Source organism: Murimonas intestini, assembly GCF_024622195.1.
Classification (GTDB): domain Bacteria; phylum Bacillota; class Clostridia; order Lachnospirales; family Lachnospiraceae; genus Murimonas; species Murimonas intestini.
Map to the genome: position 1 here is coordinate 212,380 of NZ_JANKBI010000005.1, position 23,578 is coordinate 235,957.

General features: G+C 44.9%; 21 protein-coding genes. 5 read left to right on the plus strand and 16 right to left on the minus strand.

Translation table 11 applies throughout. The features are described 5' to 3' along the window. Window positions 1-10: 10 nt before the first annotated feature. Entirely contained in the window at window positions 11-1,762 is a 1,752-nt protein-coding gene (locus NSB28_RS10515) for an ABC transporter ATP-binding protein (RefSeq protein WP_109625183.1), read from the minus strand. A gap of 334 nt (window positions 1,763-2,096) precedes the next feature. Then, window positions 2,097-2,378 (minus strand): accessory gene regulator B family protein, encoded by a 282-nt coding sequence (locus tag NSB28_RS10520; protein ID WP_109625184.1) that lies wholly within the window; start codon window positions 2,376-2,378, stop codon window positions 2,097-2,099. Window positions 2,379-2,712: 334 nt separating this feature from the next. On the opposite strand from NSB28_RS10520, the gene NSB28_RS10525 reads away from it, so the two are divergent. Continuing rightward, a complete protein-coding gene (locus NSB28_RS10525; protein WP_109625185.1) occupies window positions 2,713-3,261 on the plus strand; it encodes a Uma2 family endonuclease in 549 nt (182 codons plus the stop codon). Window positions 3,262-3,361: 100 nt separating this feature from the next. Here the strand turns inward: NSB28_RS10525 and NSB28_RS10530 are convergent, their stop codons facing one another. Beyond that, the gene (locus NSB28_RS10530) at window positions 3,362-3,904 is read right to left on the minus strand and encodes a LytR/AlgR family response regulator transcription factor (protein ID WP_109625186.1); all 543 of its coding nucleotides are present in this window, start codon (window positions 3,902-3,904) and stop codon (window positions 3,362-3,364) included. Between the two features lie 4 nt (window positions 3,905-3,908). Then, window positions 3,909-4,235, minus strand: a complete 327-nt coding sequence (locus NSB28_RS10535) for a hypothetical protein (RefSeq protein ID WP_109625187.1) — start codon at window positions 4,233-4,235, stop codon at window positions 3,909-3,911. Between the two features lie 291 nt (window positions 4,236-4,526). Here NSB28_RS10535 and NSB28_RS10540 point away from each other — a divergent pair, with 291 nt between their 5' ends. Next, the gene (locus NSB28_RS10540) at window positions 4,527-5,117 is read left to right on the plus strand and encodes a cytidylate kinase-like family protein (RefSeq protein ID WP_187374146.1); all 591 of its coding nucleotides are present in this window, start codon (window positions 4,527-4,529) and stop codon (window positions 5,115-5,117) included. A gap of 95 nt (window positions 5,118-5,212) precedes the next feature. Here the strand turns inward: NSB28_RS10540 and NSB28_RS10545 are convergent, their stop codons facing one another. The 5 genes from NSB28_RS10545 to proC form a co-directional block, all read right to left on the minus strand. Continuing rightward, entirely contained in the window at window positions 5,213-5,539 is a 327-nt protein-coding gene (locus NSB28_RS10545; protein ID WP_109625189.1) for a DUF3784 domain-containing protein, read from the minus strand. A 27-nt stretch (window positions 5,540-5,566) separates the two neighbouring features. After that, the gene (gene recQ / locus NSB28_RS10550; protein WP_109625281.1) at window positions 5,567-7,405 is read right to left on the minus strand and encodes a DNA helicase RecQ; all 1,839 of its coding nucleotides are present in this window, start codon (window positions 7,403-7,405) and stop codon (window positions 5,567-5,569) included. Between the two features lie 54 nt (window positions 7,406-7,459). Then, window positions 7,460-9,037 carry a glycosyltransferase family 39 protein gene (locus NSB28_RS10555; RefSeq protein WP_257497511.1) on the minus strand — a complete coding sequence of 526 codons (1,578 nt, stop codon included), beginning with the start codon at window positions 9,035-9,037 and terminating at the stop codon, window positions 7,460-7,462. Between the two features lie 152 nt (window positions 9,038-9,189). Then, on the minus strand, window positions 9,190-10,569 hold the full coding sequence (locus NSB28_RS10560; protein WP_109625191.1) for an aminopeptidase: 1,380 nt from the start codon (window positions 10,567-10,569) through the stop codon (window positions 9,190-9,192). 18 nt (window positions 10,570-10,587) lie between these two features. Beyond that, window positions 10,588-11,382 (minus strand): pyrroline-5-carboxylate reductase, encoded by a 795-nt coding sequence (proC, locus tag NSB28_RS10565; protein WP_109625192.1) that lies wholly within the window; start codon window positions 11,380-11,382, stop codon window positions 10,588-10,590. A gap of 205 nt (window positions 11,383-11,587) precedes the next feature. Here proC and NSB28_RS10570 point away from each other — a divergent pair, with 205 nt between their 5' ends. Together NSB28_RS10570 and NSB28_RS10575 are read left to right on the plus strand one after the other, a co-directional pair. Then, window positions 11,588-12,448, plus strand: coding sequence for a GNAT family N-acetyltransferase (locus NSB28_RS10570; RefSeq protein WP_257497512.1), 861 nt, complete (start codon window positions 11,588-11,590; stop codon window positions 12,446-12,448). 51 nt (window positions 12,449-12,499) lie between these two features. Beyond that, window positions 12,500-13,360 (plus strand): class I SAM-dependent methyltransferase, encoded by an 861-nt coding sequence (locus NSB28_RS10575; RefSeq protein ID WP_109625283.1) that lies wholly within the window; start codon window positions 12,500-12,502, stop codon window positions 13,358-13,360. A 32-nt stretch (window positions 13,361-13,392) separates the two neighbouring features. Here the strand turns inward: NSB28_RS10575 and NSB28_RS10580 are convergent, their stop codons facing one another. The 4 genes from NSB28_RS10580 to NSB28_RS10595 all read right to left on the minus strand — a co-directional run bounded on the left by NSB28_RS10580 (window position 13,393) and on the right by NSB28_RS10595 (window position 17,437). Continuing rightward, window positions 13,393-14,073 carry a GTP pyrophosphokinase gene (locus NSB28_RS10580; protein WP_109625193.1) on the minus strand — a complete coding sequence of 227 codons (681 nt, stop codon included), beginning with the start codon at window positions 14,071-14,073 and terminating at the stop codon, window positions 13,393-13,395. Between the two features lie 159 nt (window positions 14,074-14,232). Next, window positions 14,233-14,541: a thioredoxin gene (trxA, locus tag NSB28_RS10585; RefSeq protein WP_109625194.1), complete on the minus strand. Its 309-nt coding sequence runs from the start codon at window positions 14,539-14,541 to the stop codon at window positions 14,233-14,235. Window positions 14,542-14,569: 28 nt separating this feature from the next. Beyond that, window positions 14,570-14,989, minus strand: coding sequence for an RrF2 family transcriptional regulator (locus tag NSB28_RS10590; protein ID WP_109625195.1), 420 nt, complete (start codon window positions 14,987-14,989; stop codon window positions 14,570-14,572). A 117-nt stretch (window positions 14,990-15,106) separates the two neighbouring features. Beyond that, the gene (locus NSB28_RS10595) at window positions 15,107-17,437 is read right to left on the minus strand and encodes a diguanylate cyclase (RefSeq protein WP_109625196.1); all 2,331 of its coding nucleotides are present in this window, start codon (window positions 17,435-17,437) and stop codon (window positions 15,107-15,109) included. A 179-nt stretch (window positions 17,438-17,616) separates the two neighbouring features. Here NSB28_RS10595 and NSB28_RS10600 point away from each other — a divergent pair, with 179 nt between their 5' ends. Then, complete coding sequence (locus NSB28_RS10600) at window positions 17,617-18,156, plus strand: manganese efflux pump MntP (protein ID WP_187374148.1); 540 nt, start codon at window positions 17,617-17,619, stop codon at window positions 18,154-18,156. Between the two features lie 48 nt (window positions 18,157-18,204). Here the strand turns inward: NSB28_RS10600 and NSB28_RS10605 are convergent, their stop codons facing one another. From NSB28_RS10605 to NSB28_RS10615, 3 genes are all read right to left on the minus strand, one after another. Continuing rightward, a complete protein-coding gene (locus NSB28_RS10605) occupies window positions 18,205-18,705 on the minus strand; it encodes a hypothetical protein (RefSeq protein ID WP_109625198.1) in 501 nt (166 codons plus the stop codon). Window positions 18,706-18,866: 161 nt separating this feature from the next. After that, complete coding sequence (locus NSB28_RS10610) at window positions 18,867-19,901, minus strand: uroporphyrinogen decarboxylase family protein (protein ID WP_109625199.1); 1,035 nt, start codon at window positions 19,899-19,901, stop codon at window positions 18,867-18,869. 171 nt (window positions 19,902-20,072) lie between these two features. Beyond that, window positions 20,073-23,471, minus strand: coding sequence for a DEAD/DEAH box helicase (locus NSB28_RS10615; protein ID WP_257497513.1), 3,399 nt, complete (start codon window positions 23,469-23,471; stop codon window positions 20,073-20,075). Between the last annotated feature and the right edge of the window lie 107 nt (window positions 23,472-23,578).

Below are 23,578 nucleotides of genomic sequence, written 5' to 3' on the forward strand. Positions count from 1 at the left end.
TGACTTTGCTTCATATACATTTGAGAATAAATCCCATTTTTTTCAGAAGCTCATCATGGGTGCCCTCCTCTGCAATCCTGCCTTTATCAAGTAAAAGAATCCTGTCACAGAAACTAGTACTTGCAAGCCTATGCGAAATAAAAAGTGTGGTTTTATCCTTAGAAACTTCATTGTAATTCTTATACAGTCCACTTTCTGCAATAGGGTCCAGTGCAGCTGTTGGCTCATCTAATATTAAAATACCTGCTCTTTTATATAATGCTCTGGCAAACGCCAATTTCTGTTTTTCGCCTCCAGACAATTCAATTCCGCCTTTATGTACCCTTTTATCAATAAAAACATCTAAATCCGGGAATTTATCCAATATCTGTGCCTTTTCTAAACATTCTTTTATCCTCTGAGAATTATTATCTTTATCTCCTGCAATAACGTTTTTTCTTACAGAATATGGAACGAAAACTAAATCTTGAAAGATGGCAGAAATTCTTCTATAAATCTCCCCCTTTTTCATCTCCATAATATCCTGGTCATCTAATAAAATTTTACCTTTGGTAACTGGATAAAAACCACATAATAATTTTATCAATGTCGTTTTTCCTGCACCGTTCCTGCCAACTATAGCAATGTTCTCTCCAGATTTAATAGTAAAGTTAACATCTGAAAGAATTTCCTTAGAACTACCTGGATATTGAAAGCATACATGTCTAAACTCTATCTTTACCGGAGCATCAAAAACTTCATCACAATCCGTTTCCTCTTCTCTAATATCCATAAATTTTCGAATTTCTGTTATATCTTTATCTGCATATTGTAGCTGATTTATGGAACGTATTAACTTTCCCACACAATCTGAAAGCTGCATTGTGGCTATAAGATAAACCAATAAATCTGCAGTTTGAATACTTCCGGAGATACACCCGGCAACAATCCACAGTATCACAACTGCATTTTGACATACCTCAATTCCAGAAACACCCATATCCCTAAGAAAATTTGTTTTAGTCTTTTCATTATCTGAATTGATTTTTTGTTGGATTACAGATGCTAGTTTCATTTCCAGCCACCTCTTGCAGCCATAAGTCCTTATATCCTTACCAGCGCTGCTTCGCATTAATTTTCTTTGAAAGTAGCCAAGTTTCTTATCAATTCCTGCTGCATCCATTCGAATACTAAATTCTTTATTCAATGCCCATTGTTCTATTTTCCCTCCAATGCAGGCACTTACAGCTACTATAATAACAAGTAAATAATTTAACTCCCCCAGAATAATACCAAAGAATATTAAGCCAACAACACTGGCCGCCACTTCGTAAATACCATTATACATGGCATTTACTTCTATCCTTGGATTTGAAGTGCCCAGTAAATCAGTAACTTTTTCTAATTCTATCTGATTCTTAGAATCCTCTGCTTTATCATAACTACATCGTAAAAATACCTCTTCTGCTGCAAATAATTGCCGTATTCTATTCATTTCCTGGTGATGTAAAAAACCTATTTCGGAAACATGTTTTAAAATCACCATGGTAATCCAAACAATCATGAAAAAGCTTAAGATTTGTATAATCTTAATAACTTCCCAATGCTCTATAGCCCCCTGAACGACATACTTTTGAAGCATCATACTACAAATTGGTATACCAACAAAAGCCAAGACACTTAGTATACCCCAACTATAATATCCCTTATTGTATTCCCACAAATTTTTTAATACATATTCTATGTTAGTAAAAAATGAATATTTATTTTTGTTGTTAGACATAGTCTCTCCTAATATTACTTTTCTTCAATTGTTTTAATTAAATTATAACTAATCCACTATCTGCAAAAATTTTCAATACCTGCGGACAAAGCATAAACTTGCATATATATTTTGCTTGAACTGCATACCCTCTTCAGGGCATCGGCGTGGAACCTGCTTGCCGGTAATAGTACTCTTCTACGTCCTCTAATTCATATGAAAAATTGCTCATATCATATTTTTTAGCTTCCCATATATTACTTGTGAAATAAATTTATGCCAATATTCCCCCATGTCAGCACAAACTGTACCATAAATCTTATCTTTACCATTTTCAAATTCTTCGTATTTAATTTTATATAAGTTGTCCTTCAGTTGCATAACTTGGATCAATAGAAACCATGCTTACTGGACGATATTCTCCAGTAAATGAACGGAGTGTCAGAAATACCACTCCAAAAACGAAACTGTATAAAACATTACCGCAGACTGCACCCACTATCAAAATCATTGTCCATCCCACTATAGTGGAGATAATAACTTCCATCCCGTAACATACAATATCTTTTTCTCTTATTCCCGCATAACTTCTGCGTATCAAAAAAGCAGTTATACTTTCCGCAAGTTTTGTAATCATTTCTATACCTCTTGCTATTAGTATAACTGCTTTATTATTTTATTCAACTATTGTTGCATAACTTGCAGATTTCCGGCATAACTTGCAGACTATCAATACAACTTACAGGTATTATTTGCCTGAATAAAATTTACACTGACACAAAACCTTGTGAGGGCTTTCGGTTCTGCCGGTCGTTTTCTTTTTGTATTTACACCAATAGATTTTTGATATATACTATTGACAAAATAGAGAAATAGAACCCTCATTTTGCCTTCTCTTACCGCAAACCGTGAAGAAGGCGTAACCAGGCAAAGCTTCTAATCAATAATCTACCATGAAAGCAGGTGTTACTATGCCAATACCTCAAAAACAGATTTACACAGAATCCGACTACTATGCTCTTCCGGAAGATGTCCGTGCCGAACTTATTGACGGTCAAATCTATTACCAGGCAGCCCCCAGCCGGGTACATCAAGAAATCTTAAACGCAGTAAACAACATGATTTATAATTACCTAAAATCAAAAGGTGGCTCCTGTAAAGTTTATCCAGCCCCATTCGCTGTTAAATTGTACGAGGACAGGAAAACTATTGTTGAACCAGATATAAGCGTTATATGCGACTATGGCAAACTTACAGACAAAGGATGCACAGGTGCACCTGATTGGATTATCGAGGTTGTCTCCCCTGGCAATTCCAGCCATGACTATATACGCAAACTCAACTTATACGCTGATGCAGGTGTCCGGGAATATTGGATTGTAAACCCGATGAAACAGACTATCTTTGTATATCATCTGGAAGAGACCAAATTTGAGGCAGCCGCCTACACCTTCCAGGACAAAATAAAAGTCAATATCTATGAAGATTTATGGATTGACTTCCAGGAGATCACCCTGTAATGTTTATCGACCTTCCGGCAGCAGGCAGTTATTCTCCTGCTGCTTTTCTTTGCTCTGCCCCTTTCGTCCAGTGCTATGTGTCACTTGCCTGAATAAAAAATCACACTAACACAGAACCTCTTCTAAGCAGCAGTTTGTGTCCCTGGCTCTCCATGTAAAGAATATCATTTAACAAAAGATATTCTGCCTTCCTCTCCCCCAACTCTTCCTTCCAGCCAATAATAGTTTCCTTCCTTTTCTTATACTCTGCCAGGTATCTGTTTAAAACTATATCCAGCCTTTCTACCAAATTTTCCTTCGCTACAAAGTCAAACGGCCTGTATTCAAAACTGTCAAATACAAACTGAGTATGACCAGTAACAAACACTATTTCCACATCTATGTCTTTTTCCATAATCTCTCTTGCTGCTCGAAACCCATTGATACCGGGCATCTCTATATCCAAAAATATCAGTTCCACATTTTTGATACAGCTCAGAAGCGATGCCCCATCCTTAAATTTATATATGTCTGCTGTACTGCCTGCAGCATCCAGTGTTTGTTCTACGGCACTCTCCAGCTGCTCAATAAATTCTTCATCATCGTCACAGACAGCTATGGAAATTCTGTCAAACTCTTCTTTTCCCTTTTCTATCCTTTCCATAAACTCATCCCCTGTTTAATGCTATTAATTGATAGACAACAAAAGCAAAAAACAAAATACATTCAATTGACAATATCCTGTCCAGGTGTATTTTATTCTTATGTTCTATCCACTTTTCTTTAAATGATTTATCGCTGATTCTCTTAAAAACATATAGCAAAAGGCTCAACGCTGCTGATATTATCACCGGATAAATGAACCAGTTGGCAGATAACAATTTCTCTGGCGGCAAGTAATATGTAACCCCATTAATCACAAACCCAACAGTAACGCTTGCTAACAATAATAGTGAAATAAGCCAACAGAATATTTTATTTGTCTTTGTCTTCATTTTCATAACCTCCCAAATAAGATTCTTATTTATCACTGCTGATTATTCTATATATTTATAATAACACATTTTTAAGTTATCACGCAATCCTGTCACAAAATAATATTTTTCTGTCATTTATGTCTTATCGTGCTAAACCCGGACAACAATGATTGACCTTCCTTCATAATTCTCCTATAATATAAGTAGGAAGCAAAAAACTAATAATCATGTGCCTGATGTATGCTGCAGGGTGTCTGCCCCTTGCGGAGGGTCTCATGGCTGTATATCATTTTTAAGGGAGGGAATTTTATGAAAGTAAACCGAATCATCACTATCTCCAGAACATATGGAAGCGGCGGCCGTGAAATCGGCGAGAAACTGGCGAAAGAACTGGATATTCCTTTTTATGACAAAAATCTGCTGCATTTAATGTCTGAGAAGACCGGCATCAGCGAGGAAGGGCTTATGAATGCTGATGAAAAGCTCCTGAACCGATTTACTGATCCTTATGATATTTCCAAAGGAGCAGACTACAGTACCAGCATGTACCTGTTCAAAGTTGAAAGCAAGCTCATAGTGGAGCTTGCTGATAAAGGACCCTGTGTTATCGTAGGAAGACTGGCGGACTGGATCTTAAAAGACAGGGTAGATGTACTCAAGGTATTTATCACTGCCCCTGAGGCTGACAGGATCAACAGGATCATGAAGTATGAAAATGTGTCCGCTGAACAGGCTGAGAAATTAATGAAGCAGGTAGATAAACTCCGTAACCACTACTACTCTTATTTCACAGATAAGAAATGGCAGGACCCTAAATACAAGGATATAATCCTGAACAGTTCCCTGCTGGGCATTGACGGGACTGTGGCAGTCCTGAAATCAATGTTTGCCTTTGCATGATACCTCTCTCTCTAATCTAAAAGCAGCGCAGCCGCCGCACCAGAGCTTAGCTTCTGATGCGGCGGCTGTCTTCACATTAACAGTAACTGTTAACCCTATTTTTTCTTTTTTTCGATCTTGACTGACGATACGACTGCATAAATGACAGTAACAAGCCCAATTATCAGTACTGCATAAAACAGCCAGCCACAATCTGTGAGCACTTCTATGCCATTTAATAAAAAAATGATTCCAATTAATAGAAATACTAATGCAGACTGACGGTAATGTGGTTTTTTATCCATATTTTCCCGATCCTGCTTTGACGCATACAGATAGGCATTATTTAACAAATAACCTTTTTCCCGAAAATACATAAAGCTTGCCGTAAAGGCAGCTGCCGATACTAAAAACAGAATAACAGCAACAACTATCTCCGCCATATTTACCTTTCATCTCCTCATATTCAGTCAGCCCCCAGGAGAGCCTCCTTTGATGGCTTCCAGAAAACTATCCCCGTATTTGTCACATTTAAAAGCTCCCACTCCCGGCACGGACAGCATCTCTTCCTTATTTTTAGGAAGCACCCTGCACATATGTGTCAGAGTCTTGTCAGAAAATACAACATAGGGCGGTACTTTCTCCCGCTTTGCGATCTCCATCCGCAGCTTTCTGAGTTCCTCAAACAGATTTCTGTCAACATCAGCCAGAGAGACGTCTGTTTTATTTTTAGCAGGCTTTTTCTGCTTCATTTCCAGCTCCCGCTCTTTTGCCACCTTCATAGTGACCTTCTGTCCGCCTTCCAGCACTTCACCGGATAGCTCCGTCAGCTTTAATACCGGGTATTCATCCCCCTCCAGCTCCAGATATCCGTGCATGGTGAGGTAATTCATGATCTGTCTCAGCTTAAAGACCGGGATATCCTTTGCGCGTCCATGGCAGGGGTTCTGACCCATCCTGCATTTTGTGATTTTCGCAGCTGTACTCCCGTGAACCGTGTCAACGATCATAGTCATCCCAAATCTCTCATGGCTGGACTTTACACACTCTATCAGGGTTTTGGCCGCTTCAGTCACATCCTGCTCTTCAAACTGCGTCAGGCAGTTGGAACAGTTTCCGCAGTAATTTGCGCCGTACTCTCCAAAATACCTGAGGATATAATCACGCAGGCATTCATTTGTAAAACAGTAGAAGGTCATCTTCTTCAGACGCTCCTTCTCCCGCTCTTTGATAAGGGCGGCTGACTCATCATCCAGGGCTTCGTTATCCTGTCCCCTGTCTATAAAGAACTGGTTTGTGACCACATCCTGTCCCCCATAGAGAAGGATACATTCTGAGGGCAACCCGTCCCTGCCGGCCCTGCCCGCTTCCTGGTAATAGCTCTCTATATTCTTAGGCATATTGTAGTGGATGACATAGCGGACATTTGATTTGTCGATCCCCATTCCAAAGGCATTCGTAGCCACCATGACCTGTCTCCTGTCATAGATAAAGTCATCCTGGTTCGCTTTCCTCTCATTGTCCGTAAGCCCGGCATGGTACCTGGTAGCGCTTATGCCTGCGCGTATCAATCTGTCACATACCTCTTCCACCAGCTTCCTTGTCAGGCAGTAGATGATACCGCACTGATCCCTGTGAGATCTCACATATTCTTCCGTAACTCCGTATTTATCCTGGGGATGGCGTACTATAAATGTGAGATTCTGCCTGTCAAAGCCTGTGGTAAGCTGCGTGGGCTCCCTCAGCCTGAGAAGGGCCATGATATCATCTCTGACTGCTGCCGTCGCTGTGGCTGTAAAGGCACTGATCACAGGACGATTTGGGAGCTGTTCAATAAAATCCGTGATCTTTAAATAGCTGGGTCTGAAATCCTGCCCCCACTGCGAAATACAATGCGCTTCATCCACGCTCACCATAGAGATATCCGCTCCCCTGGCAAATTCCAGAAATTCTTCTGTGAGCAGCCTCTCCGGCGCCACATAAATGATCTTATACCTGCCCTGCCTGGCCAGTTCCAGCGCTTTTCTGTACTGGCCCTGAGTGAGTGAACTGTTCAAAAATGCCGCATGTACTCCGGCCAGGTTCAATGCCCCTACCTGATCCTTCATCAGTGAGATCAGCGGTGAGATCACAAGAGTCAGCCCGGGCAGCAGAAGAGCCGGTACCTGATAGCACAAGGACTTGCCTGCCCCTGTAGGCATGATCCCCAGCGTGTCTCTTCCCTGAAGCAGGCTGTCGATCAATATCTCCTGGCCTTCCCTGAACTCATCATAACCGAAATACTGTTTTAAAACTTCATATTTATCCATATTTACTTTTGGCTCTCTCCAATTCAAAAACGCCATGGCGTTCCTGCTGCGTATTTACGCTGTCTTAGTGTCCTTATGTCTCGGAGGCTTCCCGCCCTCCATCCGGGTAATGCCTGCTTTTACACTTGCAGGCACCTTTACTGCCAGTACGGCCTTGAGGCCGTCTATCCCGCACAGGAAAAACATAGGAGTAAAGTTCAGCAGATATCTGGATTTTGTTTCCCAGAAAGCAAAGAAAAGCAGAACACCGAATATCATGATGTTAATCAGTGCCGCTGCCCCCGGCCTGCTAAACATGCCCCGCGCCATAGACGCAAAAAACAGCATATATAAAACTAATATAAAAACTGATGTATATAAATAGAATACCGTGTGATACTTTCCGTCCTTTTTAATAAATTCATTCAGGACCGTATCCTTCTGCATCCAGTTCAGATGGGCCTGCTGCGCAAATTTGGCATCCCCCCATGTCCATGCTATCTTCTTGAATTCGAAATCAAGGAAACCGCCCAGGCTTCCGTAGCCCTCGATCTTTTCTGCAAGCCTGTCCATGTCGGCTTTGGCCTTCTCTTCTTTTGTTCCGAAGGAATACGTATAGTCAAATTCATCCTGATGGAATCCCCCGTTTCCGCTCATGGACATCATGATCCAGTGCTGCACCGGAAATGTAAGCTCATCTTCCATGCTCATATCCACCCACGGATTATGTCTGGAAATGTAGCCCCAGCCCGCATTGATCCCTATAAAACAGGCAAGCGCCAGTGCAATTTGGGCACACGTCTTTTTGCTGAAGGACGTGAGAAGGCTGTGGATAATAATAGCCACGCCTGCCACTATACAGCTGCCCTTTAAGAGAAATCCGATACACAAACTGCTCCCCAGAGCTGCCGCCAGCCAGGCTTTTTTCCTGAAAGAAGCTTCCTCCCTGATCTTCAGGTACAGCCAGACAGCCAGCAGAGGAAACGGCAGCGTGAGCGTGTCTGTATAGAACCTGCTTGCATTAATATAATAGGGAACAAAAAGCGCAGACACCACAAGATATGCGGCTGCAGCCCTGTTTCCCATGATCTTCTTAGCCACTCTGCTTCCAAGCCATACAGACGCCAGGATCACTGTAATATTTAAGATGACTCCCATATAGACGCCCGCATCACTTTGCATAGAGATTCCCAGAGATGTCACGATCCAGTAATATCCTGTGATCAGAAACAGATACGGGATATTATTGGGGTATACCACAAAATACTCATTCTGTGTCATATTCGTGATTCCTGTAAGCGTATTATATTCAAGCATTTCATGGCTTAACTGCCCCTTGTCCAATATCTCCATAGCGCTGTAATACACTGTCCCCATATCTGTCTTCAGCTGGGGAAGGAGCATCCATCCCGCCGCTGCCATCAGAACCGCCATCAGGCCCAGAATAACTGCTGTGGTGATCCCAAGTCTGCGGTCAGATATCTGTATATGCATCTTCTTTCTGGAGACGGCCACAATTCCCGCCAAAATAAGAACTGCCAAAACGGCTGCCGCCGGCAGGTACTGCTGATACGCCAGAATATATAGAAAAACGACTGCAAATAATGCCATGAAACAGCCGTGGAAAACTCTGCTCAACCCATCTGAAATCATAAAATTCCTCCTGTCTGCCATCGGTAAAACACTATTGTCTTACCAATGATAGCACAGGAGGAAAACTGCATTCTTTAAGATTATAGAAAGTTTTTATGACAAAGGTTAAGAAATTGGTGTCTTAAAAATTAATTAGCCGCCTGCCTGTACCCTTAGATATACTTCAGGAATGCCTGGTATCCCATATAAGCCTCATAGAGATCTGCCTTGCTTGCCACTTCCCACGGAGCATGCATGTTCATAAGAGGCACACCGCTGTCGATTACTTCCATTCCGTAGTTTGCCAGGATAAAGGCTATTGTTCCGCCGCCGCCCTGGTCTACCTTTCCAAGTTCAGCTGTCTGCCAGGATACGCCATTCTCATCCATCACCCTGCGGATATCTGCTATATACTCTGCATTGGCATCATTAGAGCCTGATTTTCCTCTGGAACCTGTATATTTGTTAAAGGCCATTCCCTTTCCAAAGTACGGTGCATTGTTCTTCTCCATAACTGACGGATAATTGGGATCGTATGCCGCGCTCACATCGGAGGAGAGCATTCTGGAAGCCTTAAGGGCCCTGCGCAGAGCAAGCTCGCTGTACTGTCCCGCACAGTTCATGACTTCTGCAACTGAATTCTCAAAGAAACGTGACTGCATGCCTGTTGCTCCCACACTTCCGATCTCTTCTTTGTCCACCAGCAGGCAGACTGCTGTTTTCTTCTGGTTCTCTAATTTAAGCATCGCCATATAGGACGGATAAGCACAGATCCTGTCATCATGGCCATATCCCAGTATCATGCTTCTGTCAAAGCCATAGTCCCTTGCCTCTCCGGCCGGAACTGCTTCCAGCTCTGCTGAAACAAAATCTTCTTCTTCAATACCGTATTTTTCTTTCAGGATAGCCAGAACCTGTTTCTTTACAGGCTCTTTTTCCTCACCTGCCACCGGGATGCTGCCCACAAGGATGTTCAGGTCATCGCCTTCGATGATCTTATTGCCCTTTTTCTCCATCTGGTCTGCTGCCAGATGCGGAAGCAGGTCTGAGATGCCAAATACAGGATCCTGGGGATCTTCTCCTATAGCTACTGTCACCACAGAACCATCCTTTTTGGCTACCACTCCGTGCAGCGCCAGAGGAAGAGCTACCCACTGGTATTTTTTAACTCCTCCGTAATAATGCGTATCCAGAAGAGCCAGATCGGCATCCTCATAGAGCGGATTCTGCTTTAAGTCAAGACGCGGTGAGTCAATATGTGCTCCCACGATATTCATTCCTGCCTCTATAGGTTCTGTTCCAATGTGGAACATCACAAGGCTCTTTCCCATATTATTGGCATATACCTTGTCCCCTGCCAAGAGCTTTCTGCCGGAACTGATAACCTCCTCCAGATTCAGATAACCTTCTTTTTCAATCTGGGCGATAGTCTCTGTGACACATTCCCTCTCTGTTTTGCAGACGGATATATATTTCCTGTATCCCTCGCTAAAATCAAATACTGCTTTCTTTTCATCTTCCTGGTACTTCAGCCAGGCATTTTTTCTTTCCATGATAATCTTACTTCCTTTCTACATATTTCTTCCTTTTTCCACACATGCCTTCATTGCCTCGATCACAGCGCTGCGGAGTCCCTTTTCCTCTAGGACGCGTACCGCTTCGATGGTAGTCCCTCCCGGTGAGCATACCATATCCTTTAATTCACCAGGGTGTTTCCCTGTCTCCAGGATCATCTTCGCACTTCCAAGCACAGCCTGGGCTGCAAATTTATATGCCTGGGCTCTGGGCATCCCGTCGGCTACCGCCCCGTCTGCCATGGCCTCAATGAACATAAATACATAAGCCGGAGCGCTTCCGCTCACTGACACTACCACATCCAGAAGCTTTTCGCTCACAACCTCTGTCCTGCCGCATCCTGACAATATATGGCAGACATAGTCCAGTTCTTCCCGGCTTACCAGGCTTCCTGCACATACGCCTGTGATCCCCTCACCCACAAGGGCAGGTGTATTCGGCATACAGCGTATGATCTTAACCGGCTTTGCGAATCTTTCAGTCAGCCACTCTATTGTCTTGCCCGGGGCGATAGTTACAATAAGCTGGTCTTCCCTGACATCCTGCCTGATCTCTTCTATCACCTCAGCATAATACTGCGGTTTTACAGAAAGCACAAGTATATCTGAACTTCCGGCAACTGCTCTGTTGTCAAGTGTAGTCTGTATCCCGTACTCCTGTGCCGTTCTTTTAAGTGAGGATTCCTTTGAATTGGAACCGATCATCTCTTCTGCCGGTAGTATCCCGTTCTTTAGAATGCCTCCAATCATGGCCCCCGCCATATTGCCGCATCCTATAAATCCTAATTTCATAGAAAATGCCTCCATTCCATTTGGACAGCCCTGTTCCTTCCATTCGGGCAGACAGACCCTGTCCATATCACTTTAACAAATTCAGGCAAGAAGGTCAAGTTTTTCGTTGAATTCATAATAGGTTTGCTTTATAATGATGAAAGACTAAAACAGGGGAGCCCATAAGTCCTCATGTCAAAGTACAGATAAAGGAAGTGCAGCTGAAATGGATACTTCAGATAAAACAAGTGACAAGGCAGCCTATATGAAACTGATTGAGGAAATTTCCTTAAATGCCTGGCCTTCTCATAAAATAGAGCTTTATGACGGATGGCTCATCCGTTTTTCCCATAACTATACATACCGCACCAACAGCGTGGAGCAGGTAGGGAAATCACTTATTCCGGCAGAAGAAAAAATAAAATATTGTGAGTCTGTATACCGTAATTTCCATACGCCCACAAACTTTAAGATCAATCCGCTCCTGGACCCTTCCTTTGATGAGCTGCTGGAATCAAAGGGCTACGAGATCAGGCATGCTACTGAAGTAATGACAATGCCTATAGAGAATTTCAGATCATACAAGCCCGTCTCTGTGGAATATGAGTATTACGGCAGGAATTCAAATCTGCCTTCATCCATATTTTATCCAAACGAGACGATCGTCCAGCTGAGGGACAGGATCACTGATGAATGGATCGAGGCGCTCTTCCGGCTGAACGGGACTACGAACCCTACACTCCGCCGCATTGTCCCGTCCATGTTCAAGGCCATCCCAAAGGAGACGATCGTAGCCTTTATTGAGATTGAAGGCCGCGTGGTGGCTTCGGGGCTTGGCATCCTGGACAGAGAACATATCGGGCTTTACGCCATCTATGTGGATGCCAGCTGCCGCCGGAAGAATTATGGCCGCTCCATATGCAGTTCCATCCTGGAGGAGGCGCGCAAAAAAGGCGCCAGACATGCATATCTCCAGGTTGTCTGCGGGAATTCAACTGCCAAAAACCTCTACCAGTCACTTGGCTTTGAGGATTTCTATACATACTGGTTCCGCTCCCTCAAAGATACCGGGGCATGGAACCTCTGAACCTGAAACAATGCCTGGATGGGCGCAATTATGAGAAAGGGAATCATATATATGTGGATTGCAGAAAATTGGAAAGATTATGAAGTGCTGGATACGTCCTGCGGTGAAAAGCTGGAGCGCTGGGGAGATTATCTCCTTGTCCGGCCTGATCCCCAGGTTATCTGGGATACACCAAAGACATTAAAGGGCTGGACCAGGATGAACGGCCACTATCACCGCAGCAAAAAGGGCGGAGGGGAGTGGGAATTCTTTGACCTGCCCGAGCAGTGGACTATCCGTTACAAAACACTGACATTCAACTTAAAACCCTTCAGTTTCAAACACACCGGCCTTTTTCCTGAACAGGCTGCTAACTGGGACTGGTTTTCTGACAAAATAAAAAAGGCCCATAGGCCCATAAAGGTGTTGAATCTGTTTGCGTATACAGGAGGCGCAACCCTGGCAGCCGCAGCTGCCGGAGCTTCTGTCACTCATGTGGATGCCTCTAAAGGCATGGTGGGATGGGCTAAGGAAAACGCCCGCTCTTCCCATCTGGAGAATGCCTCTGTACGATGGATCGTAGATGACTGTGTTAAATTTGTGGAGAGAGAGATCCGCCGGGGCAATCATTATGATGCTATTATCATGGATCCGCCCTCCTATGGACGCGGTCCGAAAGGCGAGATATGGAAAATAGAAGAATCCATTCATCCGTTTATTAAGCTGTGTACTCAGCTGCTGAGTGAGGACCCTCTCTTCTTCCTTGTAAATTCTTATACCACAGGTCTGGCGCCTGCGGTGCTGACATATATGCTCTCAACTGAGCTGAAGGATCATCCGGGCAGAGTAGACTCCCAGGAGGTAGGACTGCCTGTCACCTCCAACGGCCTTGTACTGCCATGCGGCGCTTCCGGCCGCTGGGAGAGCATCTGATCTGCTTCACTTCCGGTGTACGGCCTGCTGCACTACTGTGCAGCAGAGGCTGCGCACCCGTTCATAGGCGATGTACTTCGCGCCGTCCATACAGGTACAAGTTTTCTGTGTATCTTCTGCATCTTGTCATCGATATATGCTATCATATCAGCGCATTCCCTGAGTTCATCACTCAATCTTTCCGCCTCCGGGATCTCCTTCTTATACCGCAGCTCATGGTCCAGCCTGGCCCATGCATCCATGCTCACTGTCCTTATCTGTACTTCCACCCTCACACCGCACCATGTTTCATCCTCTATTTCAAATATCAGATGAAGGCTCCTGTACCCTGTTGATTTAGGGGACTTGATAAAATCTTTCTTTTTTAGCAGCGTTAATCCTTCCTGCTCCTCCAGCTGCCTGGCAGCTTCATATACATCATCTATGTAGCAGCAGACTATACAGATCCCCGCAATATCATTCAGATACTTTTCTGCTGCCTCAAGCGTCACTTCCCTGCCCTTGCGCCTCAGCTTATCTGCCGTGCTCAGAGGCGCCTTTATCCTGGAAAAGCTGTATTCTATCCCCGCATCCAGCTTCTTGATCTTCTTTTTCATTTCGCACAGGGCGTAATCGTATTTTAGTCTGAAAGAGTCGTCATACATGCCCCGCGCAAATTCTCCGAATCCTGCCCCTTCAGTATCCATAAGTTTTCTCTTTTTCTTTTTTCCCATAATATCCCTTCTAAATTTATTCCTTTAAGAGATTATCACAGTAATATCAAAAAAGCTGTCGAAACGCGTCAAGATTCTGTAAAAATTTTCTGCCTCTGACTGCAAAAGGGCGCTGCCTGCGCAGCGCCCTGATTGTTTCTATTTTAATTTTCTGTCAGATCATTTAAACAGAGCCACAAGCTCTTCCTTCGGCCTTACGCCGACCATCTTTTTATGGATCTCCCCGCCCTTAAAGAATATAAGTGTCGGTACGCTCATAACGCCATACCTTCCTGCCAGATTCGTGCTCTCATCCACATCAACTTTTCCTATACTAAAGTCAGGATTCTCAGCAGCTATCTCTTCCAGGACCGGCGCCAGCATCTTACAGGGGCCGCACCATGTGGCAAAAAAGTCTACCAGGACCGGTTTTCCGGATTCCAATACTTCTTTATCAAAATTTTCCTCATTTAAATGCATTATACTCATAATAATTCTCCTTTACTTTTTATATTTATTATTGCTTATTTTTAAATATTTTAGCATCGATATCAGAAATAGTTATTTCCGATAACTTCTTTTTGCATTCCACATTCAGCTGGTCATAAATTCCATCCATGATATCAGCCATCCCCGATGCTATCAGGCACTCCATGCTTTTATTTCCGGATTTCCAGCTTGCAGAGACGACCTGGGCATCCACGGCCTCACAGATCATGTTCAGATTTATTTCATCTGCATTCTGTGAAAAATAATAACCTCCTTCTGCACCTTCCTTTGTTGACAGAAGGCCAGCCTTCTTCAGCTTCGCCATAACTTTTCTCACTCTGGCGGGATTCGTGCAGACATTCGCTGCCAGCTCGTCGCTTGATAAGACCTCCTTTTTGTGATTTAAGTAAACCAACGCATGTACTGCAATCGCAAATTCTCCTGTCATTCCTGTCTCTCCATTCCCCTTTTCTCCTGGACGGCACTGTATATGCCAACCTGTAACTTTATTTGTTTCAGTTATATTGTAACTATACCAGTTACAGTTACTTTTGTCAATACCTTTTTACATTTTTTCTTTATAAATCATTGTTCTGCTCTTTCCATTATTTTTAGCTTCATACATAGCCATGTCCGCTTTCTTATACAATATTTCAAAATTTCTTCCGTGCTTGGGTGAAAATGCTATCCCAATGCTTATAGACAGCGGTACTTCAAGCTCTCTGGCCCCTGACATTTCCTCTATGGCGGCACAGACTCTCTGCCCCATCAGCTCAACCGTCTTCTCAGAGGGCACCCGGTGGACAAATGCCACAAATTCATCTCCCCCAAGACGGGCTACCACATCGTTTTCACGGAATATTCCCATAAGCACATCGGCAACCGCCCTCAGCAACTCATCTCCCGCCTGGTGCCCCAGCTTGTCGTTCACTTCTTTGAAGCCGTCCAGATCCATCATCAGAAGTCCGCTTAATGCAAAACCGTTGAGCAGTATAGTCCCCTCTGCCCCCCTGTTGTCCTCCTCCGCTGAAAGTCTGTCATCAATCATGCGCATGGCAGCTGTCCTGTTGTAAAGTCCTGTCAGCTGGTCACGCTCCGACTCATACAGGAGAGCCAGCTCCTTTTTCTTCGTGGCATCTATATTTTTTGTATAGGAAAACGCGACTATATCTTCCGAACCAGGCTCTGTCAGAAGATTAACGGTACTCTCCACCCAAATATAATTCGTTTCCCCAGGCATTCTCAGCCTGAACTCTTCCTTTATTTCCCCGATCCCTTCTCTGTACATGGAGATCAGGTTCTCAGCATCCAGAAGCCCTGACACCCTCTCCTTATCCTTAGGATGCGCCAGCCTGCACATGCCTTCTATCAGCTTTTTATCATATACAATACTCTTAAGCCCGGGCATGCAGTCCTTTTTTCCCCGTGTATATGAGAGCAGCTTTCTTTCTGTCAAGTTGACAGCCCAGACAGATAATGTTTCCGAGAGCATGGCCTGCCTGAACTTTTCCTCCTGGGCATATCTTTTTTCGATAGCTTTCTCTTCTGTAATATTTTCAATAGTACCTATGGCTTCAGTCTGCTTGTCATGCCCGTCATATGTCTGGGCCACTGAGACACGCAGCCAGTTTTCTTTTCCTGTCATCTCCGGCACGAGAAGCTCCGCTGTTCCCTGCTCCTGACCTTCTCTGATCTTTCTCAGAAGCTCTTCAAGCGTTTTTTCTCCTGCCTCTGATATTATTCCCTTCTCTCTCAATGTCCTGGATGGTTCTTTAATCGTCTCCTGCAGTACCTTCATCCCGCAGAATTCCAGCGTCAGCACATGTATCGTATCTTCCGGAATGTTGTATTCAAAGATTCCTGTATCTGTATGCTGAAGTGCCAACTCCAGCTTCCTGCTGCTGCTCTCCAGTTCTTTCTTGGATTCCAGGATAAGCTTCTGTGCCTTCCACATCCAGAATCCGAGAAAGGCCATGAGGACCGCCAGCGCCAGTACTGTCTTTAACAATAACTGGAAAGCATTCATATTCAGTGAATCCCGGCTGCCTTTCACCACATCTGACGAAACCGCTGTTATGATATACCAGTCGTTGATCGTACTTGGGACGTAGCAGACTATCCGCTCCTGATTCCCGTATTTGACGGAAAATACGCCTGACTTCCGCTCTGCCACAGCGGACTTCAGGTCTTCAAGTGATATTCCCATCCTGTCTGATGCTCCGAGAAATTCATAATAATCCCGGCTGCTCATAAGACTCTCCTCATGGCCTGTCTGCATAATGATCTTTCCATCTGACTGGATCACATAAGAATAGCTGCGGCCTCCGAACCCTGAAAAATCCATCAGATCAACAAGAGTCTTTGTCAGAACTATGCCCGCAAGCACTCCCTCTGATGTCCCATCTTCTCCATATACAGGAGAATATATGCAGATAACGTCTTCATTATCCTCCTCCAGATGGTAGACTGCTGAGATGCCGCTTTTCGTCCCTGATACATCACTTCCGATCACATCTCTTATGCTGCAGTCACATATCCTGTCATCTCCGGCCTCATATTTGACATTCCAGTCCTTGTCAAGGAGCACTGCACTGTCAAACCTGCTCGACTTCATCATCTGGTCCATAATGACCTGTGCGTCTCCCTGATGCTGCCCTCCGCCAAGAGATGAGATCATACCCGCCGTATACTCTATTTTTCTCAGACCGTCTTCCAGCTTTTCATCCAGTCCATAGGCCGCCTGGTCCGCCACATCCTGAAGGTGCTCCCTGGCAATCTTCAGAACCTGTCTGCCGCCTCTGTTGGAAAAGTCAAAAAAACTGGCCAGAATAAAGATGACAACCAGTCCTGCGACTAAAATTACTTTGAATTTCTCCACTTTCCCTAAGACTTTCATAGTCCTGCCTCCATCCAGAAAGTGTATACGCTTTCTATTATAAACTTTATTATAACTGAACACCCCGCTTTCTTCAAGAGACAAGTCATCATCTCTTCTGCCGCCTTGTTCCTGGCATTAATGCGCCATGCAGTAACGCGCCCGGCATTTTCGAATACTGTATAGAGAGGTGATTAATTGTGTCTATATTATTGGCGCTTTTGATCGGTATCGCCGTGAACCTTGACAATTTTATTATAGGAATGAATATCGGTATGCGCCATCAGAAGCTAACTTTATTTTCAAATTTCCTCATAGGTCTGACTACCGGCATCTGTGCCTTTTTCTCTACCTATGCGGCGAAATTAATAGCAACATCCCTGATCGACTATACAAATGTAATAGGCGCTCTGGTTATGATACTTTTTGCTGTCTACTGCCTGTTAGACAGCCTGCGCGAGGATGAAAAAACTCTTCAGTACTCTGCTATGAAACTAAAAGATACCCTGGTCCTTGGTTTTATACTGGCAATCAACTGTATTCCCCCGGCATTCAGCGCAGGTATCTTAAGCTTATCTGCCTGGTACGTGGCAGCCTTCTGCGCTCTCTTTTCTTTCGTGAGCATGTATGCCGGAAACCATCTGGGGCACAGCCTGACAAATAACCGTTTTCTGAAATTCCTTGCCCCGGCATCTTCCATTCTTCTTATTCTCATCGGACTGGGAGAACTATTTCTATAAAAAAAATACGGTTTACCAAGGGCATCTGTCCCTGGTAAACCGTATTTTTTATCCTATTTTTTTCCATTCACCGCCGTCAGCGCTGATACTCAGGCTGATCTTCGTCTTGTCAGTCGCCACCAGCCTCAGCCTTGTCTTTCCGGGAGAAAGGGAGAAGCCTGCCCCAAAGCCTTCCTCACCGCTGCCTGATGTGCCGTCCTTTTCCATCATTACAGATGTATTGCCGTCATTATCTACCACCACAAGCTTTGCCTTACCGTTCTCCACATTGATACTCCCGGACATGGAAACACTCATGTCTTTGTCAGTATCCACTTCCCATATGGTGGCAATACCGCCAAATTCCATCTCAGCTTCATAGCGGTTTAAATCACTGTCCACCTTTTGCACCGAACTTTCCATATTAAATGTTCCACCCTGGTTTTTATAAGATTCTTCATCATTGTAGATCTTGTCAATGATACTGCTGTTCCGTGTGCCTAAACCAGCGCATCCTGTAAACGCCATCATAAATGCGGCCAAAATAGCTATTAACTTCACTTTACTCACCTTTTTCTCCCCTTTTCTTACGTACTGTCTCCATTTTCCAGTAAATATATATGTCACACATTATACTACAAATTTCGTATCAGTGCATCAGAAATTTTTTATACGGCAAAAAAGGCCTCATCTTAAAAGATGGGCCTTATGTATTTGGCGGATCTGCCGCTCTATAGTCTTGTGGCTTCCTCGAACAGCGCTTTCACATTTGCCGGGGGAATGTCCGGCATGATTGCTTCATGGCTGGGAGATATAATGAGTCCTGTGGGGAATATCTCTCTGAGTTCCTTTACTTTTGCCTTCACTTCCTCAGGAGTCCCGTTTACCAGCAGGTTCTGTGTGTCCACGCCTCCGCAGAAGGAGATCCTGCCGTCAAATTTTTCTTTCAGATTCCCGGCATCCATGCCCGCTGCCAGAGCCTGAATGGGATGGATGGCGTCCACTCCCGCTTCTATCAGCCTGGGTATGATCTCCACTATGGACCCGCAGGAATGATAGATCACCTTCAGCCCATAGCTGTGAGCCTGCTCAACAAGCTTTCTGCAGCCCGGCATAACGAATTCCTCCGCCATAGCAGGCGAAATCATGGGGCCTCTCTGGCTGCCCATATCATTTCCTATCAGAACTGCATTGAGCCTTCCCTTTGTAGCCTCATAAAATATCTCATTGGCCTTCAGATAAAAATCAACTATCTTATCATCTACTGCCTTATATATCTCAGGATTGGCTATCATGTTCATAAGGGCTGTCTGCATGCCGAAGGAGGCGCACGCATCCTGGAAATGACAGCACCATATCATACCTATCGCAGCTTTGTCAGCAGGCGCCATGTCCACACGCCTCCTGCATTCCTCTTTGTCTATAAACTTCTCCGGGTCCGGCCATTCAAAAAAGTCCAGATCTTCCAATTCTTCCGCATCCTTGAAGCAGCCGTCCGCTGTCAGCGTCCTGTTCTCAGAATCAGTATTTCCATCCATATACCAGTCAAACGCCGCATAGATGGCATCTGCATTGGGTGACCTGTAAGGCACCTCCACAGAGTAGAAGTCATCTCCTATGGCCAGCTTCAGTTCATGCAGGCTGTTTACCCCATAATATTCAAAAAGTGCAGGCTGTGATTTGATATCCGGCATCCCAAGCCATGCAGCCGGCCTGTCTACAGGTCTTCTTTCGATTGTTGCATAAAAACGTTCTAAACTGTTCATTCTCCATACCTCCGCAATTTCCGCACCCGTCCGGCATTCAATTTCCGGCAGGATTGATATTAATCATCATATCATACCGGAAAAATGTAAAATATAGATTATACGCAGAAAAATATAGACGAAATGCAGAAATTAAGTAACTGCGGCTGTCTGGACTGTCTGGGGAATCTGCTACAGACGCCCCCCGCTGCCCAGAAGATCCATGATCTCCTCCTTTGTGAAGCTTCCGCTCTTTAACTCTTCACCTGAGAGCACCTTATCCGCCAGTTCTTTTTTCCTGTTCTGCAGTTCAATGATTTTTTCTTCTATAGTGCCCTGAGCCACCAGCTTGTAGACCGTGACCACATTTTTCTGTCCGATACGGTGGGCCCTGTCAGTGGCCTGATTTTCTGCCGCCGCATTCCACCAGGGGTCGTAGTGGAGGACCATATCGGCAGCTGTCAGATTCAGTCCCGTGCCGCCTGCTTTCAGGGAGATACAGAATACATTTGTATCATCCTGGTTGAAGCGTTCTACAAGATCCCTTCTCTTCTCCTTGCTTGTGCTGCCTGTCAGTTTATAGAAGCTGATATTCTTCTGGGCCAGCTTCTCTGTGATCAGCTCCAGCATGGAGGTAAACTGGGAAAACAGCAGCAGCTTATGACCGCCTGCCACTGCATTTTCTATCAATTCCAGACACAGCTCCAGCTTAGCTGAATCCCCCTTATATCCCTCATAGAGCAGGGAAGGAGCACAGCAGAGCTGGCGCAGCTTTGTCAGTTCTGCCAGCATAAGGATCTGTGATTTTGAGAAATCCTCATCAGACTGCCCTGATATCTGTATCAGTATCTTCTGCACATGGGCGTCGTAGAGCTGCTTCTGTTCACCGGACATCATGGCATATGCCACTTTTTCTATCTTGTCAGGCAGATCTCCCAGAACATCCTTTTTCAGCCTTCTCAGCACAAACGGACGGATCATTTTCTGCAGCCTCACCATCGCTTCCTCATTCCCGTCCCTGACAATAGGCGTCTCCAGCTGCTCCCTGAACCGTGTATAGCTGTAGAGGAATCCCGGCATGAGATAATCAAAAATGCTCCACAGTTCACTCAGGGCATTCTCCACAGGCGTACCTGTCAGGGCCAGCCTGAATTCTGCCTGGATCTGTTTTACTGATCTGGCGCCCTGGGTAGTATGGTTTTTAATAAACTGTGCTTCATCGATCACTTCGGCAAAAAACGGGATCCTGCTGTAGATATCTATATCTCTGCGCAGCAGGTCATAAGATGTGATCAGTATCTCGTTGTCTGCCGCAGATTCTATAATTTCCTGCCTCTGCTCTCTCGTTCCGGTCACTGCAGAAACTGCAAGCGACGGTGCAAAACGCCCGAATTCACTGAGCCAGTTATATACAAGTGAGGCCGGCGCCACTATGAGGGAACGTTTCATCCCGCCCTCCTGCTGTTCGGATAAAAGGAAAGTAATGACCTGAAGTGTCTTTCCCAGTCCCATATCGTCTGCCAGTATACCGCCGAAGCCATTGCGGCACAATGTCTTGATCCACAGAAAACCTCTCTTCTGGTATTCCCTGAGCACAGCATTCAGCCCCTGGGGTATCTCAAAATCATTGTCCTCCACTGTCTTCATATTCCTGATAAGTGCTCTGAAATCCCTGTTCTTCACAAATTGGACAGACTGCTCCTCCCTGAGCTCTTCATCCAGATAGAGGGCCCTGTATTTTGGCACAACGGCTGTCCCTTTTAACAGGCCTTCCGGTTTTAGCTGAAGTCCTTCCTGTATCTCACTTAAAATGCGGATACCGTCCTCATCCATATTCAGGAAATCCCCATTTTTCATCCTGAAGTATTTTTTTCTCCTGTCATACCTGGACAGCACCGCCACAAGCTCCTCCATGGCCATTCCCTCACAGTCCAGCTCCAGATCCATCATGCCTCCTGACAATGATACTCCCACAGACACCTTGGGGGAGGGCAGCAGTCTGACAGATTTGAGTTTATCTGATATAAACACTTCCCCTGTCTCCTGAAGCGCCTCCATCCCATCCATCAAAAAACTGTATATCGCGTCCTCTCCCTGGAGTACCATCTGCCGGGCCTCTTCATCATAAGCCATAAAATACTCCCTCACTGTGCTGTCTGCCTCCAGCTCACGCCTTATATCCCTGCCTGCCATCCTTCTGATATCTCTTGAATCTGCAAATACATTATACTTCTGCTCTCCATAGCACGCCATGAGACGGCAGCTTATCATATCCTTCTGAGGCAGATCCAGGTATATCTCAAATTCTACCTTCGGCGGAAGGAAGTTTGCCGGTTCAATCCCTTCCTTTCTTACAGGAATCATACTTTCTATAGAAGGAAGCACATTCTGAAAAAATCCCGGAAGGTCTTCCTCTGCAACCTGACACTTCCCATGTGTCCTCATTGTCATGAAATACAGGAATTTTTCCATTTTCCTGAGTTTCGCCATACTCACCCTGTAAGCTATGCCATTATAGAAATACCAGCTGTAATTCTTTCCCTCAAAACTGGGATACATGTTCATCTGAAGGCTGATACCCCCGTCAGCCCTTGTTATGCTCACATCCCAGGGAGGGATTTTATCTTCAATTTCCCACAGCCCGCTGACTTCTTTGCTGAGCGTCATCCAAAAAGGGCGGCCCATCAACGCTGCCATAAAATCATCTGCATTCCTCTTATTAATATTGATATAGCGGTCATCTGAATATGACTGGTATCTGCCATACGGAGTCCTGTAATAAAATCCGCCTCCCCCCGCATTTTCCACAAGAAACTGGGCCATCTTCCTGCTGCCCGGCTCAAACGCTCCAATACAGTGAAGAAAAGTAAGCTGCGCCCCATAGGATACCGTCTCCAGATTTTCGATGGCGGCTGCCATTTTTGAAATACTCCGCAGCACATACATCCGCGATATCCCAATCTTAAACTCTGCCTGCATATAGCTTCCCCTGAACTCTATATGGGGCTCGAGCTTTACCTGCCCCATAGAAGCCTCCGGCAGATAAGAAGCCGTATCCTGAATAGAATACTCAGAGATCAGTTCCCCCAGTCCCGGTGTAGTCCTGAACTTCTTTGCCGGCTCCGGGGCTTTTTCCTGCCTTGCTCCATCAATCCCGGCCGTGCGCCTCAGAAGCTCATCAACTCCCCGCTTCACATTCTTCCCTCCAAGAAGCTTGTCCAGCTCCTGCAGTTTCTTTTCCTTTGCCGCAGTTTCTGAAGAATTCCACGGCAGCTCCATGTCTTTCCCGTTCTCCTTTTTATCCTGCAGATAAGCGAGAAGCACGGCAACACAGTGCTTGCACAGACCGCTGTACGCTGAATGGGCCGGACACTCGCAGCTGTGGCTGGTTATTTTTTCCTGACCGTCTAAATGTATCTTAACATGATAGTCATTTAAATAACTTCCCTCTACATCTGCTTCTATGATTATGTCATCAGCACTGCCATTTTGACGGCAAAGCTCTGACACCTTTCCCTTTTTAAATACGCCGGCCCCTTTAGAAAACGTCGAGTGCACTGTCCTTCTCTCTATACTTTCCCTTGTCAACATCCTATCTGCCCTTTCTGTCATTTCCTTTCCAAAAACCAGTGGTTCTTATAATCATATGTAACTGTTCAGTCCCTTCACAGTTACATTTTCTTACGGTCTGTGCAGTA

Excerpts from the sequence above, each read along its gene's own strand:
- NSB28_RS10515 (WP_109625183.1), bottom strand. The coding sequence starts at position 1,762 with ATGTCTAACAACAAAAATAAATATTCATTTTTTACTAACATAGAATAT.
- NSB28_RS10520 (WP_109625184.1), bottom strand. The coding sequence starts at position 2,378 with ATGATTACAAAACTTGCGGAAAGTATAACTGCTTTTTTGATACGCAGA.
- NSB28_RS10525 (WP_109625185.1), top strand. The coding sequence starts at position 2,713 with ATGCCAATACCTCAAAAACAGATTTACACAGAATCCGACTACTATGCT.
- NSB28_RS10530 (WP_109625186.1), bottom strand. The coding sequence starts at position 3,904 with ATGGAAAGGATAGAAAAGGGAAAAGAAGAGTTTGACAGAATTTCCATA.
- NSB28_RS10535 (WP_109625187.1), bottom strand. The coding sequence starts at position 4,235 with ATGAAGACAAAGACAAATAAAATATTCTGTTGGCTTATTTCACTATTA.
- NSB28_RS10540 (WP_187374146.1), top strand. The coding sequence starts at position 4,527 with ATGAAAGTAAACCGAATCATCACTATCTCCAGAACATATGGAAGCGGC.
- NSB28_RS10545 (WP_109625189.1), bottom strand. The coding sequence starts at position 5,539 with ATGGCGGAGATAGTTGTTGCTGTTATTCTGTTTTTAGTATCGGCAGCT.
- recQ (WP_109625281.1), bottom strand. The coding sequence starts at position 7,405 with ATGGATAAATATGAAGTTTTAAAACAGTATTTCGGTTATGATGAGTTC.
- NSB28_RS10555 (WP_257497511.1), bottom strand. The coding sequence starts at position 9,037 with ATGATTTCAGATGGGTTGAGCAGAGTTTTCCACGGCTGTTTCATGGCA.
- NSB28_RS10560 (WP_109625191.1), bottom strand. The coding sequence starts at position 10,569 with ATGGAAAGAAAAAATGCCTGGCTGAAGTACCAGGAAGATGAAAAGAAA.
- proC (WP_109625192.1), bottom strand. The coding sequence starts at position 11,382 with ATGAAATTAGGATTTATAGGATGCGGCAATATGGCGGGGGCCATGATT.
- NSB28_RS10570 (WP_257497512.1), top strand. The coding sequence starts at position 11,588 with ATGGATACTTCAGATAAAACAAGTGACAAGGCAGCCTATATGAAACTG.
- NSB28_RS10575 (WP_109625283.1), top strand. The coding sequence starts at position 12,500 with ATGTGGATTGCAGAAAATTGGAAAGATTATGAAGTGCTGGATACGTCC.
- NSB28_RS10580 (WP_109625193.1), bottom strand. The coding sequence starts at position 14,073 with ATGGGAAAAAAGAAAAAGAGAAAACTTATGGATACTGAAGGGGCAGGA.
- trxA (WP_109625194.1), bottom strand. The coding sequence starts at position 14,541 with ATGAGTATAATGCATTTAAATGAGGAAAATTTTGATAAAGAAGTATTG.
- NSB28_RS10590 (WP_109625195.1), bottom strand. The coding sequence starts at position 14,989 with ATGACAGGAGAATTTGCGATTGCAGTACATGCGTTGGTTTACTTAAAT.
- NSB28_RS10595 (WP_109625196.1), bottom strand. The coding sequence starts at position 17,437 with ATGAAAGTCTTAGGGAAAGTGGAGAAATTCAAAGTAATTTTAGTCGCA.
- NSB28_RS10610 (WP_109625199.1), bottom strand. The coding sequence starts at position 19,901 with ATGAACAGTTTAGAACGTTTTTATGCAACAATCGAAAGAAGACCTGTA.
- NSB28_RS10615 (WP_257497513.1), bottom strand. The coding sequence starts at position 23,471 with ATGTTGACAAGGGAAAGTATAGAGAGAAGGACAGTGCACTCGACGTTT.